16 protein-coding genes and 1 riboswitch are annotated in these 17,758 nt (G+C 54.4%); of the genes, 10 read left to right on the plus strand and 6 right to left on the minus strand.

Annotated features, from left to right (window positions below):
- Positions 1–66: 66 nt before the first annotated feature.
- Positions 67–687 carry a TIGR04211 family SH3 domain-containing protein gene (locus tag B880_RS0111145; RefSeq protein ID WP_017347489.1) on the minus strand — a complete coding sequence of 207 codons (621 nt, stop codon included), beginning with the start codon at positions 685–687 and terminating at the stop codon, positions 67–69.
- Positions 688–892: 205 nt separating this feature from the next.
- Here B880_RS0111145 and B880_RS0111150 point away from each other — a divergent pair, with 205 nt between their 5' ends.
- The 3 genes from B880_RS0111150 to hldE all read left to right on the plus strand — a co-directional run bounded on the left by B880_RS0111150 (position 893) and on the right by hldE (position 6,584).
- Positions 893–2,197 carry a CYTH domain-containing protein gene (locus B880_RS0111150; RefSeq protein ID WP_017347490.1) on the plus strand — a complete coding sequence of 435 codons (1,305 nt, stop codon included), beginning with the start codon at positions 893–895 and terminating at the stop codon, positions 2,195–2,197.
- A gap of 39 nt (positions 2,198–2,236) precedes the next feature.
- Complete coding sequence (gene glnE / locus B880_RS0111155; protein WP_017347491.1) at positions 2,237–5,074, plus strand: bifunctional [glutamate--ammonia ligase]-adenylyl-L-tyrosine phosphorylase/[glutamate--ammonia-ligase] adenylyltransferase; 2,838 nt, start codon at positions 2,237–2,239, stop codon at positions 5,072–5,074.
- An 82-nt stretch (positions 5,075–5,156) separates the two neighbouring features.
- Complete coding sequence (gene hldE, locus B880_RS0111160; protein ID WP_017347492.1) at positions 5,157–6,584, plus strand: bifunctional D-glycero-beta-D-manno-heptose-7-phosphate kinase/D-glycero-beta-D-manno-heptose 1-phosphate adenylyltransferase HldE; 1,428 nt, start codon at positions 5,157–5,159, stop codon at positions 6,582–6,584.
- 47 nt (positions 6,585–6,631) lie between these two features.
- On the opposite strand, the gene ubiK is transcribed toward hldE, so the two are convergent.
- On the minus strand, positions 6,632–6,934 hold the full coding sequence (gene ubiK / locus B880_RS0111165; protein ID WP_017347493.1) for a ubiquinone biosynthesis accessory factor UbiK: 303 nt from the start codon (positions 6,932–6,934) through the stop codon (positions 6,632–6,634).
- A 170-nt stretch (positions 6,935–7,104) separates the two neighbouring features.
- A riboswitch (FMN riboswitch) is annotated at positions 7,105–7,253 on the plus strand.
- Positions 7,254–7,362: 109 nt separating this feature from the next.
- Here ubiK and ribB point away from each other — a divergent pair.
- On the plus strand, positions 7,363–8,019 hold the full coding sequence (ribB, locus tag B880_RS0111170) for a 3,4-dihydroxy-2-butanone-4-phosphate synthase (protein WP_017347494.1): 657 nt from the start codon (positions 7,363–7,365) through the stop codon (positions 8,017–8,019).
- A gap of 8 nt (positions 8,020–8,027) precedes the next feature.
- Here the strand turns inward: ribB and B880_RS0111175 are convergent, their stop codons facing one another.
- The gene (locus B880_RS0111175) at positions 8,028–8,438 is read right to left on the minus strand and encodes a cell wall hydrolase (protein WP_017347495.1); all 411 of its coding nucleotides are present in this window, start codon (positions 8,436–8,438) and stop codon (positions 8,028–8,030) included.
- 270 nt (positions 8,439–8,708) lie between these two features.
- Here B880_RS0111175 and ygiD point away from each other — a divergent pair, with 270 nt between their 5' ends.
- Positions 8,709–9,494 (plus strand): 4,5-DOPA dioxygenase extradiol, encoded by a 786-nt coding sequence (ygiD, locus tag B880_RS0111180; RefSeq protein WP_017347496.1) that lies wholly within the window; start codon positions 8,709–8,711, stop codon positions 9,492–9,494.
- Between the two features lie 4 nt (positions 9,495–9,498).
- Here ygiD and B880_RS0111185 read toward each other — a convergent pair whose 3' ends face one another.
- From B880_RS0111185 to tolC, 3 genes are all read right to left on the minus strand, one after another.
- Positions 9,499–10,659 carry a glutathionylspermidine synthase family protein gene (locus B880_RS0111185; RefSeq protein ID WP_017347497.1) on the minus strand — a complete coding sequence of 387 codons (1,161 nt, stop codon included), beginning with the start codon at positions 10,657–10,659 and terminating at the stop codon, positions 9,499–9,501.
- An 8-nt stretch (positions 10,660–10,667) separates the two neighbouring features.
- On the minus strand, positions 10,668–11,330 hold the full coding sequence (locus B880_RS0111190) for a DUF1190 family protein (RefSeq protein ID WP_017347498.1): 663 nt from the start codon (positions 11,328–11,330) through the stop codon (positions 10,668–10,670).
- A gap of 146 nt (positions 11,331–11,476) precedes the next feature.
- On the minus strand, positions 11,477–12,940 hold the full coding sequence (gene tolC / locus B880_RS0111195) for an outer membrane channel protein TolC (RefSeq protein WP_017347499.1): 1,464 nt from the start codon (positions 12,938–12,940) through the stop codon (positions 11,477–11,479).
- Between the two features lie 212 nt (positions 12,941–13,152).
- Between tolC and nudF the strand changes: the two genes are divergently transcribed.
- Genes nudF through parE form a run of 5 tightly spaced genes read left to right on the plus strand, consistent with a single transcriptional unit; the run spans position 13,153 to position 17,609 of the window.
- Positions 13,153–13,788: an ADP-ribose diphosphatase gene (gene nudF / locus B880_RS0111200; RefSeq protein WP_017347500.1), complete on the plus strand. Its 636-nt coding sequence runs from the start codon at positions 13,153–13,155 to the stop codon at positions 13,786–13,788.
- Complete coding sequence (locus tag B880_RS0111205) at positions 13,785–14,210, plus strand: DUF1249 family protein (RefSeq protein WP_017347501.1); 426 nt, start codon at positions 13,785–13,787, stop codon at positions 14,208–14,210. Before nudF ends, B880_RS0111205 begins: the two co-directional genes overlap by 4 nt.
- 43 nt (positions 14,211–14,253) lie before the next feature.
- A complete protein-coding gene (gene cpdA, locus B880_RS0111210) occupies positions 14,254–15,081 on the plus strand; it encodes a 3',5'-cyclic-AMP phosphodiesterase (protein ID WP_017347502.1) in 828 nt (275 codons plus the stop codon).
- Positions 15,082–15,083: 2 nt separating this feature from the next.
- A complete protein-coding gene (gene yqiA, locus B880_RS0111215; protein WP_017347503.1) occupies positions 15,084–15,665 on the plus strand; it encodes an esterase YqiA in 582 nt (193 codons plus the stop codon).
- Between the two features lie 48 nt (positions 15,666–15,713).
- A complete protein-coding gene (gene parE / locus B880_RS0111220; protein WP_017347504.1) occupies positions 15,714–17,609 on the plus strand; it encodes a DNA topoisomerase IV subunit B in 1,896 nt (631 codons plus the stop codon).
- Positions 17,610–17,758: the final 149 nt, after the last annotated feature.

Here is a 17,758-nt window from a genome sequence, read left to right on the forward strand (position 1 = left end):
GGCAGAACAAAAGGGGCATCTGTCGATCCCCTCATAAAAAATGGTGTAAAGCCGGGATGTAGCGGCTTAGTTCATCCAGCGATCTTTCTTCTTACGACGCGGCACCATGTGCGGCAGAACCAGACCTAACACCAGGCCCATTCCGAGCACGCCGCCGCCGTACATAAACCACTGCATGATGATGGCGCGTTGCTTATCATCGAGCTGTACGTTGGCAGCATTCACCTTTTTCTGCGCCACGATCAGCTCGTTCTTCAGCTTCTGGTTTTCATCTTTCAGGCCATTGATTACGCTGTCGCTACTGGAGACTTTGTTCTGCATGTCTGAAGTGCGCTGGTTCCAGCTGTTATCAATGTTGGCCAGCTTGTCGGTGAGGTCTTTAACCTGCTGCTCAAGCTGCGGCACACGGGTACGCAGGCTAGGATCGGCACTCAGTTGTGACAGCGGAATCCAGTTGGTTTTGCCTTCAGAGTCGCGGATTTCGCCATAGTGGGAGTCATTATTGACCTGAAGCAGGGTGACTTGTTCGCCTGCATTAAGTTTGCCAACCAGGCGATACTGGTCGCCCGGACCGCTACGTACCCAAGTAGAAAGCTCATCGGAAATATAGCGTGTTTCATCGGCATGGGCAGGCGCAAGGCTGGAGAGCGCCAGCAAAGTAAGTCCAGCGAGAGTGATTTTTTTCATTCGATCTCGATTTACGTGATGTCTAAAAATTTACCGGCACAGTCTGGAGAGGCTTCGCAAAATTCTGAATAAGAACTATCCTGGTCTCATTTCGATGTGAAAAGAGCCGGGAAACCGTAAGAAAGCGAAGACAGTAAGCGGCTTCGTGCATTACTCTTCGACTGAATAACCTCTCAAGTGCCAGCAGCGATTGAATTAAGAAATTATGACCATTGAAATCGAACTAAAGTTCATTGCCACTCCTGAAGCGGCAGAAAAACTGGGTGAAGCCCTGACTCGTTGGCCACATCAGCATCAGGCTGCCCGTGAGCTGACCAACATCTATTTCGAGACAGAGGATAACCAACTGCGCCGTTGGGACATGGGCCTGCGTATCCGGGGCGTTGATCAGCGCTTTGAAATGACGCTGAAAGCCGCAGGTAAAACCATCGGCGGCCTGCATCAGCGACCAGAATATAACGTGGATCTGGAACAGCCTGAGCTACAACTGGCACAGCTCCCGCAGGAGATCTGGCCAGAAGGTACCGATGTTACCGCACTCCAGGCGCGCTTGCAGCCCTTGTTCACCACGCATTTCCAGCGTGAGCAGTGGCTGGTCACTTATGCGGGCAGCGAAATCGAAGTGGCATTTGACCGTGGCGAAGTCACGGCGGGTGAATTAAGTGAGCCGCTGTATGAGGTTGAACTGGAGCTGAAGCAGGGCAGCCGCGATGATTTAATGCAATTTGCCGCCGAACTAGGCGCTATTGGTGGACTGCGTCTGGGAAGCCTGAGCAAAGCAGCACGCGGTTATCAGCTGGCGCAGGGGAATCCTCCACGCCCATGTCAGCCATTCCCGCTGCTGAAAGCCGGGGCTAAGGCGCAGGTGGAAGAGGGGATGGTGGCTGCGATGTCTGCCGCCATGACGCACTGGCAATATCATGAAGAAGTGTGGCTGCGTGGAGATGCGCAGGCACAAGCGAGCGTGACGGAAGCGCTGGAGGCACTGCGTCAGGCATTTGCCCTGTTCGGCGCCCTGGTGCCGCGTAAAGCGAGCAGTGAACTGCGCCAGCAGCTCACCACGCTGGAAGAGTATTTAAACGAAGAGCCACGTGTTGCAAGTGAGAGTGTGTTCTCAACGCTTTCAGTGACCACCCAGTTAGCACTTACCAACTGGATTGTGGCGGCTCAATGGCAAAAATGGCTAGATGATAAGAGCCGCGCTAAGCTGCAAAGTTCGTTTAAACGCTTCAGCGATATCATGCTGAGCCGCCTCAATGCCGATCTCAAAGAGACGTTCGTCGACGTGCAGTTGGCGAATGAGTTCTATGACAAGTCCACCCGACTGACGCGCCAGCTGTTAGCGGCACATCTGCTTTCGGGTGCCTACCCGGCAGACAAAGTGCATGACTGGCTGTCTCCGTGGCAGGCATTGCAAACCGCCATTGCATCAAAACGTGAGCATGAGCTGCGTGCGCTGGCAAAGCTGGCAGTAAAACAGCCGGTATTCTGGTTGAGTAGCCAGAAATAACGGATATTGCATCGCTATTCATCAGGCAGGACAAGGACTATGACCGTATCTCTCCCGGCCCTGTTGCGCGCTCAGGCTGAGCGTGCCGCAGAGCAACTGGCGTTATCTGTCACTGAACTGAACGAGCAGCAGGTGGCTGCACTGGCGTTCAGTGACTTTATGGTAGAAAACCTGAAAACCCACCCGGAATGGTGGCAGCGGCTGCAACAACAGCCCGCTGAGCCTGATGAGTGGCAGCAATATGCTGACTGGCTGGCCGAAGAGATGACGCAGGTCAGTGATGAAGCAAGCCTGATGCGGGTGTTGCGTCTGTTCCGCCGCCACATGCTGGTGCGTATTGCATGGATGCAGTGTCTGGCGCAGGCCAGCACCGAACAGAGCCTGCAACAGCTGAGTGTGCTGGCGGAATTGCTGATCAGCACCGCGCGTGACTGGGTATATCAGGAGTGCTGCCGTGACTTTGGCACCCCCTGCAATGCGGCGGGTGAAGCGCAGCCCATGCTGATTCTTGGCATGGGCAAACTGGGCGGCGGTGAACTGAATTTCTCCTCGGATATCGACCTGATCTTTGCCTGGCCAGAAAATGGCACCACGCGCGGCGGCCGACGTGAGTTGGATAACGCGCAATTCTTTACCCGAATGGGACAACGGCTGATAAAGGTTCTCGATCAGCCCACGGTGGATGGCTTCGTGTATCGCGTTGATATGCGCCTGCGCCCATTTGGTGACAGCGGCCCGCTGGTATTGAGCTTCGCAGCACTGGAAGATTACTACCAGGAACAGGGACGTGACTGGGAGCGCTACGCGATGGTTAAAGCGCGATTAATGGGGCCAGAGCAGGATAGCTGGAGCCAGGAGTTGCAGCAGATGTTGCGCCCATTCGTCTATCGCCGCTACATCGATTTCAGCGTTATTCAGTCACTGCGTAACATGAAAAGCATGATCGCCCGTGAAGTGCGTCGTCGCGGGTTAACCAACAACATTAAGCTCGGCGCTGGCGGCATCCGCGAAAGTGAATTCATCGTGCAGGTGTTCCAGCTCATTCGTGGCGGACGTGAGCGCTCGCTACAGTTGCGTGCCTTGCTACCCACGCTGGATGCTATCGGCAATCTGGAATTACTGACCGCACAGCAGCTCTCAGATTTGCGCGCTGCATATCTGTTCCTGCGTCGGCTGGAAAATCTGCTGCAAAGCATCAATGAAGAACAGACACAAACCCTGCCAGAAAATGAGCTGGATCGTACGCGTCTTGCCTGGGCAATGGGCGCTGCCGACTGGGCCGCGCTCTGCCAGCAACTTGAACAGCACATGGCGGCGGTACGCGCGATTTTTGATGAGCTGATCGGCGAAGATACCCCGGAAATCGACGATCAACGTGGCATCAATGATTTCAGTGGCTTGTGGCAAGATACGCTGGAAGAGGCTGAGTTGGCACCGCTGGTGCCACAGCTGACGGAAGCGCAGTGCAGCGCGCTGTATCAGGCTCTGAACGCGTTTCGGCAGGATATCAGCCGACGCACCATCGGCCCGCGTGGACGCCAGGCACTGGACCAACTCATGCCGCGTTTATTAACCGAAGTTTGCCCACGGGAAGATGCTCCTACCGTGTTAGAGCGTTTAACGCCGCTGCTGCTGGGGATTATGACGCGCACCACCTATCTTGAGCTGTTGACGGAGTATCACGGTGCTCTGCGTCAACTGATTCGTCTGTGTGCTGCCTCCCCCATGCTGGCTGAACAGCTGGCGCGCTATCCACTGCTGCTGGATGAGCTGCTCGATCCTGCGACGCTGTATCAACCGACCGCAACGGATGCCTACCGTGATGAACTGCGTCAGTACCTGCTGCGTATTCCGGTTGACGATGAAGAGCAGCAACTGGAAGCGCTGCGCCAGTTTAAACAGGCGCAGATGCTGCGCATTGCCGCTGCCGATCTTGAAGGCACACTGCCGGTGATGAAGGTCAGCGATCATCTCACCTGGCTGGCTGAGGCGATGCTCGAATCGGTGGTGCAGCAAGCGTGGCATTTAATGGTGCAGCGCTATGGCCGCCCTTCTCATCTGCAGGATGAGCACACCCGCGGATTTGCCGTACTGGGTTACGGTAAGCTGGGCGGTTGGGAGCTCGGCTATGGCTCTGACCTTGATTTAGTCTTCTTACATGATTGCCCGGACGATGCAGTGACCACTGGTCAGCGCAGCATTGATGGCCGTCAGTTCTATCTGCGCCTGGCGCAACGCGTTATGCACCTGTTCAGTACCCGCACCTCTTCGGGCGTGCTGTATGAAGTGGATGCACGCCTGCGGCCTTCTGGTGCAGCGGGCATGTTGGTCAGCACCTTTGATGCCTTTGATGACTACCAGCGCAAAGAAGCCTGGACCTGGGAACATCAGGCGCTGGTGCGGGCGCGCGTCGTGTTTGGTGATGCCACGCTCTGTGAGCGATTCTCCGCGATTCGACGCGGTATTCTGTGCCAACAGCGCGACTTAGTTGGGCTGCAAACTGAGGTGCGCGAGATGCGTGAGAAAATGCGCCAGCACCTCAGTAACAAACACAAAGGACGTTGGGATATCAAAGCGGATGAAGGTGGTATCACAGATATTGAATTCATCGCGCAATATCTTGTCTTAGGCTACGCCGCCGAACAGCCTGCGCTCACACGCTGGTCTGATAACGTGCGTATTTTTGAACTGATGGCGCAGTATGATCTGATGCCAGAAGCAGAAGCGCAGGCACTGACTAAAGCGTATGTCACGCTGCGAGATGCGTTGCATCATCGGGCGTTGCAGTCTTTACCTGGCCACGTGGAGCCAGAGACGTACAGTGCTGAACGGCAAACGGTCGTGCAAAGCTGGCAGCGCTGGCTGGTAGCACCATAAACTCACAGCGCGCGGCGGCTGATGTTTTCTAAGCTTGTGGTATCATCCGCGCATTATTTTGACTGTAGTCTGGAGTGTCTGAATGAAAGTAACTCTACCCGCCTTTGGCAAGGCCGAAGTGCTGGTTGTTGGCGACGTAATGTTAGATCGCTACTGGTATGGCCCGACTAGCCGAATCTCACCTGAAGCTCCAGTGCCTGTGGTGAAGGTGGATACAGTGGAAGAGCGCCCTGGCGGCGCGGCCAACGTGGCGATGAACATTGCAGCACTGGGCGCGGCTTCACGCCTGATTGGTCTGACTGGTGCAGATGATGCGGCCCGTGTATTGGGTGAAACGCTGAAAGACGTCAACGTGGAGTGTGATTTTGTAACGGTGGCAAGCCACCCGACGATTACTAAGCTGCGCGTGTTGTCCCGCAACCAGCAGCTGATCCGCCTCGATTTCGAAGAGGGATTTGATCAGGTTGATCCTGAGCCGATCCACCAGCGGATGCGTAACTCCCTGGCCTCAGCCGGAGCGTTGGTGCTGTCAGACTATGCGAAGGGCGCTCTGAGCAGCGTTGAGAGCATGATTAAGCTGGCGCGTGAAGCTAACGTGCCCGTGCTTATCGATCCGAAAGGAACTGACTTTGCACGCTATCGTGGCGCGACCTTACTGACACCTAATTTGTCTGAATTCGAAGCGGTGGTGGGCAAGTGCAAAAGCGAAGATGAGATTGTCAGCCGCGGTATGCAAGTCGTGGCAGATTACGATCTGTCAGCACTGCTGGTTACCCGTTCTGAACACGGTATGACCCTGCTGCAACCGGGCAAAGCCCCGCTGCATCTGCCGACTCAGGCGCAGGAAGTTTACGATGTCACCGGTGCCGGAGATACGGTCATTGGTGTGCTGGCCGCTGCGTTGGCCGCAGGGAATTCGCTGGAAGAAGCGTGTTTCCTGGCAAACGCTGCTGCGGGTGTGGTCGTGGGCAAACTGGGCACGTCAACGGTCAGTCCAGTCGAACTGGAAAATGCCATTCATGCCCGTCCCGATCGTGGTTTTGGTGTGATGGATGAAAGTGCATTGAAAGCGGCAGTCGCACAGGCGCGTCAGCGCGGCGAAAAAGTGGTGATGACCAACGGTGTGTTCGACATTTTGCACGCGGGGCACGTCTCTTATTTGGCTAACGCGCGCAATCTTGGCGACCGTCTGATTGTGGCCGTAAACAGTGATGCTTCAACCAAACGCCTGAAAGGGGAAAGCCGTCCGGTTAACCCACAGGAAAACCGCATGATTGTGCTGGGTGCACTGGAGTCAGTGGACTGGGTAGTGATGTTCGAAGAGGACACACCGCAGCGTCTGATTGCCGAAGTATTACCCGATCTGCTGGTTAAAGGTGGTGATTACAAACCAGAAGATATCGCGGGCAGTAAAGAAGTCTGGGCGAACGGCGGTGATGTGCAGGTGCTGAATTTTGAAGATGGCATCTCAACCACCAATATTATTAAGACCATTCGCAGCCGCGACTAAAACAATCAGCGAGGCGTAAGCGCCTCGCTTTTCTTTCGCAACGCCGCTTACTGTGCGTTGTCGCTTTCCGCCGGTGCAGATGCCGCCGCCGCAGGGTGCAATTCTGCTGCCTGAGCACTTTCTAACTGCGCCAGACGTTGTTCCAGAGCCGCCAGCTTTTCACGGGTACGCAACAGCACCTGGGTCTGCACATCGAACTCTTCACGGTTGACCAGGTCCATACGCGTCAGCTGCGCCTGAAGAACCTGACGAATTTTCTTTTCGACATCGTCGCCAAATTCACGAATACCTTTTGGCATCGCGTCGTGGATTTGACGTGCAACTTGTTCAATTTTTTTCGTGTCGATCATGATGTTTTCCTGGTTACGTGTTGCCGGTGACGCTAAGCACAGGCGGATACATCCCTAAGTGTAATCCCAGAAACGAAAAGGTTAAACCTCAAATGCGTATCGCAAAAAATGCAAAAGCTTTTTAAGTCTTGATGATTGCCGCTCCTGGGGATTGGCGTTATAGTGATTTTGCTTATTCTCAGGGCGGGGTGTAATTCCCCACCGGCGGTAAATCAGCTTTCGCTGAAAGCCCGCGAGCGCTTCACAGTACAGCGTGAAGGTCAGCAGATCCGGTGTAATTCCGGGGCCGACGGTATAGTCCGGATGGGAGAGGGTAATGATATCAGCCCGGGCTTTGCCCGCGTCACGTTATTGCTATGTCTTTTAGACATCACTCCTTAAACACGCCCTGATTCTGGTAACTCATAGTCAATATAAGGTTTTTTACCATGAATCAGTCTCTATTATCTGAATTTGGCACGCCGGAAGAACGCGTTGAGCGTGCTGTTGCTGCGCTACGCGCCGGGCGCGGTGTTATGGTCCTGGACGACGAAGACCGGGAAAACGAAGGCGATATCATCTATGCAGCGGAGAATATGACCGTTGAGCAGATGGCGCTAACCATTCGTCACGGCAGCGGCATTGTGTGCCTGTGCATCACTGAAGAGCGTCGCCAGCAGTTGGATCTGCCAATGATGGTTGAGACCAACACCAGTTCCTACGGTACCGGTTTTACCGTGACCATTGAGGCGGCTGAAGGGGTGACTACCGGGGTTTCTGCGCAAGATCGCCTGACCACCATCCAGACGGCGATTGCCGATAATGCCAAACCCACCGATCTGAATCGTCCTGGTCACGTATTCCCACTGCGCGGGCGTGCGGGTGGCGTGCTGGAGCGTGGTGGCCACACTGAAGCCTCTATCGATCTGGCCGTGTTGGCCGGGCTGAAGCCCGCAGGTGTGCTGTGTGAACTGACCAACGATGATGGCAGTATGGCGCGGGCGCCGGAGTGCATCGCTTTTGCGAAGCTGCATGATATGCCGGTGATGACCGTTGACGATCTGGTGGCTTACCGCCGCCAGCATGAGACGCGTCAGGCGAGCTAATCGTGAGATTACGGGCCGGTTTTCCGGCCCGTTTGCATATAGGGGCCACGGTAAAAGATGTGGTTGCCAATCACGACGGTGCGACGCATTGATAAGCGCCACGGTGGGCTGACATGTTGTGCGTGGTAATGCGTGGAGCCGCGCGTCACATCCCGAACGCCACCCTGAATCGCATATTTCGCAATGAGCTGCGCGCGCTGCCAGCTCGGATCGCTGGCAGATGGGCGAAAGTGGGGGCTTTTCGTCAGGGTCCATGAGAACTGTTTCGGTGCATAAACAACGCTGCATACGGCACTGCTATCCTGCTCTGCACGATTCATAGTGACATTCGCTACCGCAACCTGTCCGATTACCGGCTCCCCGCGTGCCTCATGATAGATATTCAATGCCAGACAGAGCATTGCGGACTGCGCCAGCATACAACTCACCCTTTGTCTTTTTCAAAGAGCAGGGAGTTTAGGGAGAGTCGCGCGGGGAAAGTATCTGATGCGTCCTGATTAATCTGTAATGTTTTTCACACTGTCTGATTGCTCCCTTTCAACAGGAATGTTGTTGTTTCCTGCTTCAGTCGTACGGCAAATCTCTTATTCAAATTCTCTGATAATCATCATCACGCTTATCTGCGTTTTTCATTGGGCAAAAGCGCGTATCCTGGAATGAGTAATCACTTTCATCACTGGGGATGTCCGATGCTGTATCCAACTATGCCCGCTCTGTTCTTAGGCCACGGTAGCCCAATGAACGCGCTCGAAGAGAACCATTACACCGCTGCCTGGGAAAAACTGGGACGCGAGCTGCCACGTCCGCGTGCCATCATTGCGGTTTCAGCACACTGGTATACACGCGGTACCGCAGTGACGGCGATGAGCATGCCGCGCACGATCCATGATTTTGGTGGTTTCCCGCAGGCGCTGCACGATGTGCGTTATCCGGCACCCGGCTCACCTGAGCTGGCCCAGCAAATTGCTGAGCTACTGGCACCGATAGCGGTTCGCGCCGATCATGAGTGGGGACTCGATCACGGCTCATGGGGCGTTCTGGTGAAAATGTATCCGCAGGCCGATATTCCGGTGGTACAGCTCAGCGTAGATGCCACCCAGCCGCCACAGTGGCACTTTGAGTTGGGGCAAAAACTCGCAGCGCTACGCGATCAGGGCGTGATGATTGTTGCCAGCGGTAACGTGGTACATAACCTGCGTATGTTGCGTTGGGATGGCAAAGGGGATGTGTTCCCGTGGGCCAATGAATTCGACCACTACGTGCGGGATAACCTTAACTGGAGCGGCCCGATAGAGCAGCATCCGCTAGTGAACTATCTCGATCATCCGGGAGCAAAACTGTCGAACCCGACGCCAGAGCACTACCTGCCGCTGCTGTACATTCTCGGCACGCGTCAGCCAGGGGAAAGCATCTCAATACCGGTAGATGGTATTGAGATGGGTGCGATCAGTATGCTTTCGGTACAGGTTGGCTAAGGGATTAGCCAATAAAGCTGTGAGGATAGAAGCGTGACAGATCCTGAGTGATCAGCGCGCGATCCTCACGCAAGCCAATGCCTGCGGGTTGATCGTTGATCAACCAACTGCCGATCAGCGTGTAGCTGTCACCAAATTTTGGCAACGGATGGAACTGCTGCACGATCATGCCTTCTTCGCCATAGGGGCCGTCAACGCGAGCGATCTCCTGGCCGTGTTCGATGATGTGAATGTTCGCCCCTTCACGGGAAAACAGTGGCTTCACCACGTACTTTTCCATAGGGGGGAACTGATCTTCAGCGAAGTAAGCAGGAAGCAGATTTGGGTGATTCGGGAACATCTCCCACAGCAGCGGCAGCAGCGCTTTGTTTGAGATGATACTTTTCCACGCGGGTTCCAGCCAGCGTACGCCAGCGTCAGCCAGTTTGGTGGAGAACACTTCGCGCAGCATGAATTCCCAGGGATAGAGCTTAAACAGGTTGCCGATCACCTGATCCTGCGGATCGGTAAACTGGCCTTTCTCACCCAGGCCGATCTCTTCAATAAACAGAAATTCATTCGGCACGCCCGCTTCTGTGGCGCAATCCTGCAAATATTGCACGGTGCCACGATCCTCTTCGGTATCGCGGCAGCAGGCTAAGTGCAGCAGATTGAAGCCATGTTGTTGATGCAGCGTAGCAAAGCGCTCAATCAGCTTCTCTTGCAGGCTATTGAACTGGTCACTGCCCGCCGGAAGGTTGCCCGCGTTAAGCTGATCTTCCAGCCAGATCCACTGGAAGAATGCCGCTTCATACAGCGAGGTGGGAGTATCGGCATTGTTCTCTAACAGTTTGATATCACCCTTGCCATCCCACGCCAGATCAAGACGGGAATAAAGCGAAGGCTGCTGCGATCGCCAGGAATCGCGCACAAAATCCCAGGTGTGTTTTGGGATGCGGAATTTGGTTAGCAGCGCTTCGCTGTTAACCACTTTTTCCACCACCTGCAAACACATCTGGTGCAGTTCAGCGGTGACATCTTCCAGCTTTTCAATTTGTGCCAGGGAAAACTGATAGTAGGCATCCTCACACCAGTAAGGCTCGCCATACATGGTGTGAAATGCAAAACCGTATTCAGTGGCTTTTTCGCGCCAGTCCGGGCGTTCGTTTATCGCAACTCGTTGCATGCTATGGCTTAACCTCCGAGTGAGCGGCCGCTGCTGTGTGAGCTGGCGCTACTGCGTTGCATGCTGTTCTGTTTGGCGACCGTTTCACCAAAGCCACCGCGTGTGATGGTGTTGGTGGTGGCGGGTTTCGGTGCCATAGCGCTTTTTGGAACGTCCATGGTGCGGCCCGGCGTAGCATTGCCGTAGTTACGGCCAGATGCATCAACAAATTTGCCGTTAGCCGGACTGTTAGGCGTGCGCGGACTGAAGAGTGGCTGCTGAGCAAAGCCTGCGCCGCCGCCCATCATTCGGCCCATCATATAACCGGCCATCAGCGGCATCCAGAAGCTACCGCTCTGCTGCGGCTCAGCGCTGGTGCTGGCTTGTGCTGGCGCTTGCTGGCACTGGTTTTCACCAAATTCAGCGACGCAGTCAGCACGTGAAGCGTACTTAGGTGCCGTACGTTCCGCCTCTTTTAAGGCGTTGTTATAAGCCGTGGTGCACTGGGCGCTCTGGCCTGGATTGGCTTTGCTACAGTCATCTGCGTTTTGGTACAGCGTGACGGTTTCATCGGTTTTTTCACAGCCTGCCAGCATAAATGCAGCAGAAAGCGCCAGTGCCACAGGGGTCAAATGGCGTGCCTGCCAGCTTTTACGAAAAGCGGCATGACGGATATGTTTTGTCCGTTTCATTTATCTTTCATCCTTAGCCCAAAGGTGAGGCACAGGATAGGGGAAGGATGGTGAAAATTGAAGCAAATGGCGGGATAACGCGGGGATCTTTACGTTGCTATACGTTGAAAACAGAGACGGGCCGCAAAGCAGCCCGTCTGGGGATATCAGTGACCGAGCAGACGCGAAGAAGAGCGTGCTGCCGCCGGGCGAGCAGTCGCGGTGCCGCTGCCGGTTGGGCCATTGTCTACACTGGCTTCCTGCTGCGGATTTTCAGGTGCTACCGCATCTGGTGAGGTTGGCACTGGTTTGCCTAGCTGGCTGTTGAGCAGTTGCAGATCCTGTTCGTTCAACGTACCCAGCGCATACTTGATGTTCAGCTGGTTGATCAGGTAGCTGTAGCGCGCATCAGAGAGTTCCTGCTTGGCGTTATACAGCGTAGTGGTGGCATCCAACACATCAACGATGGTACGCGTCCCCACCTGATAGCCCGCTTCCATGGCATCAAGGGAGCTTTGCGCAGAAACCACGGCCTGCTTATAAGCGTTGATGCTGCTAATGGAGGCATTGACGTTGTTAAACGACGAACGCACGGTCTGTACTGCGCTGCGGTGTGCGCTTTCCAGCTGTTCGCTGGCGCTGACGAAGCTGTACTGTGCTTGTTTCACCTGTGAGCTCACAGAACCACCGCTGTACAGCGGCAGAGAGAAGCTCAGGCCAACCTGGTTAGAACCGCTAATCGAGTCACTGGTGCTTGAACTCTGATTGGCACGGCTGCCGCCGTATTTGCTGTTTGACAGGCCGGTTGAGGCGGTCAGAGAGAGCGTTGGCATATGGCCAGTTTCTGCTGAACGAATCTGCTCGCGGGCCAGATCCTGATTCAGACGCGCAGAGAGCAAGCTCAGGTTGCGGTTTTCCGCCTCTTTCAGCAGAGCGGCAACAGCATCGGGTTTGCTGGTTTTAAAGCGGTCAATATTCAGTGAAGCCAGGGCGAGGTAATCGTTCCCGGTGATCTGACGCAGTGATTCAACGCTGTTATCCAGCGTGTTGCGCGCCGTCACTTCATTTGCCAGCACGCTGTCATACTGCGCACGGGCGTTCTGTACATCGGTAATCGCGACCAGACCAACATTGAAACGCTGAGTGGTTTGATCCAACTCACGGTAGATCGACTGTTTCTGCGCTTCGGTGTAGGAAAGAGTATCGATCGCTTTCAACACGTTGAAATAGGCGGTGGCGGTATTCAGCAGCAGGTCCTGCATCGCAACCTGATAAGTCACGTCCTGAATGCCAGCGGTCTTTTCCTGGAGCGTCAGCGCGCGCCATTTTGACATATCAAAAATGGTCTGCGTTAATTGCAGCGAAGTACTGGTCGTGTTGGAATGAAGGCCACTACTGTCGCGATAGCCGCCGTTGTAGGTATAATCTGCACCCAGCCCCAGTTGAGGCAATAATGGGCTACGAGCTTCATTGATCTTCTCAAATGCTGCGTCGCGGTCAGCGGCGCTGCTGCGCAGATCCGGGTTGCTCACACGGGCTTGTTGCCATACCTGCAGCAGATCTTCGGCCTGGCTATTCAGGCTAATCGCACTCAGGCTGAGCCCAATGAGTAACGGGAGCAGTTTTTTCATTTGCATTCCTTTTGTAACAGCATGAAGCGTTGGTAGCGCTGCCGGTAAGCTGAAAAGTAATCGCCGATTCTAGCAGAGCGGGGCCGAGTCATAATGTGGCTGAATGTGCCTTCTGTACCTAATTTACGGAAATAATTCAAAAAGAACCACTCACAGCGAACAGCGGGTTTGGCTTTCCGTGTTCCATCCCAATCTACATAAGGACTCAGACGATGGCGGGTGAAAAAAAATCCCCTGTGACTTTCACAAAAAACGATGTAGAAATTATTGCACGTGACACATGTTATAACGGTTTTTTTCAGGTTGTACGTTACCGTTTTCGTCATCGTCTGTTTAATGGTGGAATGAGTGGTGAAGTGGTGCGTGAAGTTTTTGAGCGCGGGCACGCTGCCGTGCTGCTACCCTATGATCCTCAGCGTGATGAAGTGGTGCTGATTGAGCAAATTCGCATTCCCGCTTACGACAGCAGTCCAAGTCCGTGGTTGCTGGAGCTGGTGGCCGGTATTATCGAGCCAGGCGAGAGCACCGAAGAGGTGGGACGAAGGGAAGCGATGGAAGAAGCGGGGCTGAATGTGGGCCGCGTGAAACCGATACTGAATTACCTCTCCAGTCCAGGCGGCACCAGCGAGCGTCTGTCGATCATGGTAGGGGAAGTGGATGCCAGCCAGGCAGGAGGATGCCATGGTCTGGAGGAAGAGAATGAGGATATTCTTGTCCGCGTGGTGAGCCGTGAACAGGCCTGCCAGTGGGTGGAAGAGGGGATTATTGATAACGCTGCGTCTGTCATCGCCCTGCAATGGCTGGCGTTGCACCATAAGAAAATTCGTGAAGAGTGGAAGGTAAAATGAGACAGCGCTACACCCCTGATTTCCCTGAAATGATGCGACTGTGCGAAACCAACTTTGCCCAGTTGCGCCGTTTGCTACCGCGTCAGGATGAAGCAGGTGCTGCTGTTGTTTATCAGGTGAACGGTGCGCGTTACCAGATCACTATTGAAGAGTCGACCCGCTATACCACGTTGGTGGAGATCCGCCAGGTGGCTCCTGCTGTGAGCTACTGGAGCCTGCCTTCGATGTCCGTGCGGTTGTATCATGATGCGATGGTGGCTGAAGTGTGTTCCACGCAGCAGATCTATCGCTTCAAAGCGCGCTATGATTATCCTAATAAAAAACTGCACCAGCGTGATGAAAAACACCAGATTAACCAGTTTTTAGCTGACTGGCTGCGTTATTGTCTGGCGCATGGTGCCGTCGCTGTGGCAGTTTGCTAATGGTGTATCAACTCACAAATGGCGTGGAGAGTAAGGAATCGCTTTGGAAAGCCAGCTAACCCTTCCGGTGGCGCAAGGAGAGAGCATCAGCCTCCTGCAAATTACGGATACACACCTGTTCGGCGGAAAGCATGAATCGCTGCTTGGGGTAAATACCTGGGCTAGCTACAGTGCCGTGCTGGAGGCTATTACGGCACAGCAGCGTGATTATGCGCTGATTCTCGCGACCGGTGATTTAGCCCAGGACCACTCAGCTGAAGCCTACCAACATTTTGTTGAGGGGATTCAGCGTCTGCCTGCGCCTTGCGTCTGGCTGCCTGGCAACCATGATTTTCAGCCCGCGATGGTGGATACCCTGGCGGAAGCAAAAATCAGCCCGGCGAAGCATGTGTTGCTGGGGGATAACTGGCAACTAGTGTTACTGGATAGCCAGGTGTTTGGTGTGCCACACGGCATGCTGAGCGAGTATCAGCTGGAGTGGCTAGAGAAAGTACTGAGCCAGGATCTTCATCGCCACACGCTTATTTTGTTGCACCATCATCCGTTAGCCTCTGGCTGTACCTGGCTTGATCAACACAGCCTGCGTAATCCTCATCAGCTTGATGCCGTGCTACAGCACTTCCCGCTGGCGCAGACGCTAATTTGCGGCCATATCCATCAGGATATGGATGTAGAGTGGCGTGGCCGCCGCGTGCTGGCAACACCGTCTACCTGCGTGCAGTTTAAGCCACACTGCACCAGTTTCACCATTGATTCGCTGGCCCCCGGCTGGCGCTGGTTAACGCTCCATCCCGATGGCAGAATTGAAACCGAAGTGAACCGTCTGCAAAGCACCGCTTTCCGCCCGGATCTCGAGTCTGAGGGCTATTAAACATGGCGGCTCTGCTCTATCTACATGGTTTCAACAGTTCGCCAAAGTCTGCTAAAGCGACGCTGTTCGGTCACTGGCTGCGTGAGCATCATCCTGATATTGAGTTGCTGGTCCCGCAGCTTCCGACGTTTCCAGGCGATGCCGCAGAGATGTTAGAAAATTTAGTGATGGCGCAGTCAGGGTCGCCATTAGGGATCGTGGGCTCTTCGCTAGGGGGCTATTATGCCACCTGGTTATCGCAATGTTTTGTGTTGCCCGCCGTGGTGGTGAACCCAGCAGTAAGGCCGTTTGAGCTGCTAAGCAATTATCTGGGGGAAAACCGGAATCCCTACACCGGCGAGCAATATGTGTTAGAGTCACGCCACATTTATGATCTGAAAGTGATGCAGATTGACCCGCTGGAAGCACCCGATTTACTCTGGCTGCTACAACAAACCGGCGATGAAGTGCTCGACTACCGCCAGGCGCTCGACTACTACAGTGCGTGCCGTCAAACGGTGGAAGAGGGCGGCAATCACGCTTTTATCGGATTCGAACGTCACTTCTCACAAATGATGGATTTTCTTGCTCTGAACCGGGCGTAGTCCAGTGAGGCGTGTCATCATTTTCACACTTCAAATCAGACAGTTACCATGAGTCAATCTAGCTATAACGCCGATGCCATTGAGGTTCTGACTGGCCTTGAGCCCGTCCGCCGCCGCCCTGGCATGTATACCGATACTACGCGCCCGAACCATCTGGGCCAGGAAGTGATCGATAACAGCGTCGATGAGGCGTTGGCTGGCCATGCCAAACGGGTCGAAGTGATCCTGCATGCCGATCAGTCGCTGGAAGTCATTGACGATGGCCGTGGTATGCCGGTGGATATCCACCCGGAAGAGGGCGTACCGGCGGTTGAGCTGATCCTCTGTCGCCTCCATGCCGGGGGCAAATTCTCCAATAAAAACTATCAGTTCTCGGGCGGCCTGCACGGCGTAGGGATCTCGGTAGTGAATGCTTTGTCGACGCGTGTGGAAGTTAACGTGCGTCGTAACGGTGAAATCTACACGATCGCCTTCGAAAATGGCGATAAAGTGCAGGATTTAACCGTGACTGGCACCACCGGAAAGCGTAACACCGGCACCAGCGTGCATTTCTGGCCGGACGAACGTTTCTTCGATAGCCCACGCTTCTCTGTTTCACGCCTCAGCCATTTGCTGAAAGCAAAAGCGGTGCTGTGCCCAGGCGTCGAAATCATCTTTAAAGATTTGGTCAACAGCACTGAACAGCGCTGGTGCTACGAAGATGGCCTTAAAGATTACCTGTGTGAAGCGGTTAACGGCCTGCCAACCCTGCCAGAGAAGCCGTTTATCGGCAGCTTTGCCGGTGATGTGGAAGCGGTAGACTGGGCGTTGCTGTGGCTGCCGGAAGGCGGCGAACTGCTGACAGAAAGTTACGTCAACCTGATCCCAACCATGCAGGGCGGTACGCACGTTAACGGTTTACGTCAGGGTCTGTTAGACGCGATGCGTGAGTTCTGCGAATACCGCAATATTCTGCCACGCGGCGTGAAGCTGTCGGCGGAAGATATCTGGGATCGCTGTGCATACGTGCTGTCCGTCAAAATGCAGGACCCGCAGTTTGCCGGTCAGACAAAAGAGCGCCTCTCTTCACGTCAGTGTGCTGCGTTTGTTTCCGGTGTGGTGAAGGATGCTTTCTCGCTGTGGCTCAATCAGAACGTGCAAGCGGCTGAACAGCTGGCGGAGCTGGCGATTGCCAGTGCACAGCGTCGTCTGCGTGCCGCGAAAAAAGTGGTGCGTAAGAAACTGACCAGCGGCCCTGCGCTGCCGGGCAAGTTGGCGGACTGTACTGCGCAAGACCTGAATAAAACCGAGCTGTTCCTGGTAGAAGGGGACTCCGCAGGGGGTTCTGCGAAGCAGGCACGCGATCGTGAATATCAGGCCATCATGCCGCTCAAAGGCAAGATCCTGAACACCTGGGAAGTATCCTCAGACGAGGTGTTGGCTTCGCAGGAAGTGCATGATATTTCGGTGGCAATTGGTATCGATCCAGACAGTGAAGACCTGAGCCAGCTGCGCTACGGCAAAATCTGTATCCTCGCGGATGCGGACTCCGATGGCCTGCACATCGCCACGCTGCTGTGTGCGCTGTTCGTCCGCCATTTCCGTTCGCTGGTGAAAGGCGGTCACGTTTATGTCGCAATGCCACCGCTATACCGTATCGATCTCGGCAAAGAGGTCTATTACGCGCTGGACGAAGATGAGAAAGAGGGCGTGCTGGAGCAGTTGAAGCGCAAGAAGGGTAAACCTAACGTGCAGCGGTTTAAAGGGCTGGGCGAGATGAACCCATTGCAGCTGCGTGAAACCACCCTCGATCCAAACACTCGCCGTCTTGTACAGCTGACGATTAATGATGAAGATATCGATCAGACGCTGAAAGTGATGGATATGCTGTTAGCCAAAAAGCGTTCGGAAGATCGCCGCAACTGGCTACAGGAGAAAGGGGATACAGCGGATCTGGAAGCCTGATTATTCGGTTAGTCTGAAAGCGTGTCCTTAAGAAAAATGCCTGAGATTTCTCGGGCATTTTTTTGCTTTGGTATGGAAATAGTTAATAATACCAGTATAAAATCCATCCATAAATTTTACTTTTTTTTCTATGGGTTTTATTTTTCAGC

Source organism: Pantoea sp. A4, from assembly GCF_000295955.2.
Classification (GTDB): Bacteria; Pseudomonadota; Gammaproteobacteria; order Enterobacterales; family Enterobacteriaceae; genus Pantoea; species Pantoea multigeneris.

Coding starts and splice junctions, on each gene's coding strand:
- glnE (WP_017347491.1), top strand. CDS start 2,237: ATGACCGTATCTCTCCCGGCCCTGTTGCGCGCTCAGGCTGAGCGTGCC.
- tolC (WP_017347499.1), bottom strand. CDS start 12,940: ATGAAAAAACTGCTCCCGTTACTCATTGGGCTCAGCCTGAGTGCGATT.
- yqiA (WP_017347503.1), top strand. CDS start 15,084: ATGGCGGCTCTGCTCTATCTACATGGTTTCAACAGTTCGCCAAAGTCT.
- B880_RS0111190 (WP_017347498.1), bottom strand. CDS start 11,330: ATGAAACGGACAAAACATATCCGTCATGCCGCTTTTCGTAAAAGCTGG.
- B880_RS0111205 (WP_017347501.1), top strand. CDS start 13,785: ATGAGACAGCGCTACACCCCTGATTTCCCTGAAATGATGCGACTGTGC.
- B880_RS0111150 (WP_017347490.1), top strand. CDS start 893: ATGACCATTGAAATCGAACTAAAGTTCATTGCCACTCCTGAAGCGGCA.
- B880_RS0111185 (WP_017347497.1), bottom strand. CDS start 10,659: ATGCAACGAGTTGCGATAAACGAACGCCCGGACTGGCGCGAAAAAGCC.
- ribB (WP_017347494.1), top strand. CDS start 7,363: ATGAATCAGTCTCTATTATCTGAATTTGGCACGCCGGAAGAACGCGTT.
- nudF (WP_017347500.1), top strand. CDS start 13,153: ATGGCGGGTGAAAAAAAATCCCCTGTGACTTTCACAAAAAACGATGTA.
- ubiK (WP_017347493.1), bottom strand. CDS start 6,934: ATGATCGACACGAAAAAAATTGAACAAGTTGCACGTCAAATCCACGAC.
- ygiD (WP_017347496.1), top strand. CDS start 8,709: ATGCTGTATCCAACTATGCCCGCTCTGTTCTTAGGCCACGGTAGCCCA.
- B880_RS0111145 (WP_017347489.1), bottom strand. CDS start 687: ATGAAAAAAATCACTCTCGCTGGACTTACTTTGCTGGCGCTCTCCAGC.
- parE (WP_017347504.1), top strand. CDS start 15,714: ATGAGTCAATCTAGCTATAACGCCGATGCCATTGAGGTTCTGACTGGC.
- hldE (WP_017347492.1), top strand. CDS start 5,157: ATGAAAGTAACTCTACCCGCCTTTGGCAAGGCCGAAGTGCTGGTTGTT.
- B880_RS0111175 (WP_017347495.1), bottom strand. CDS start 8,438: ATGCTGGCGCAGTCCGCAATGCTCTGTCTGGCATTGAATATCTATCAT.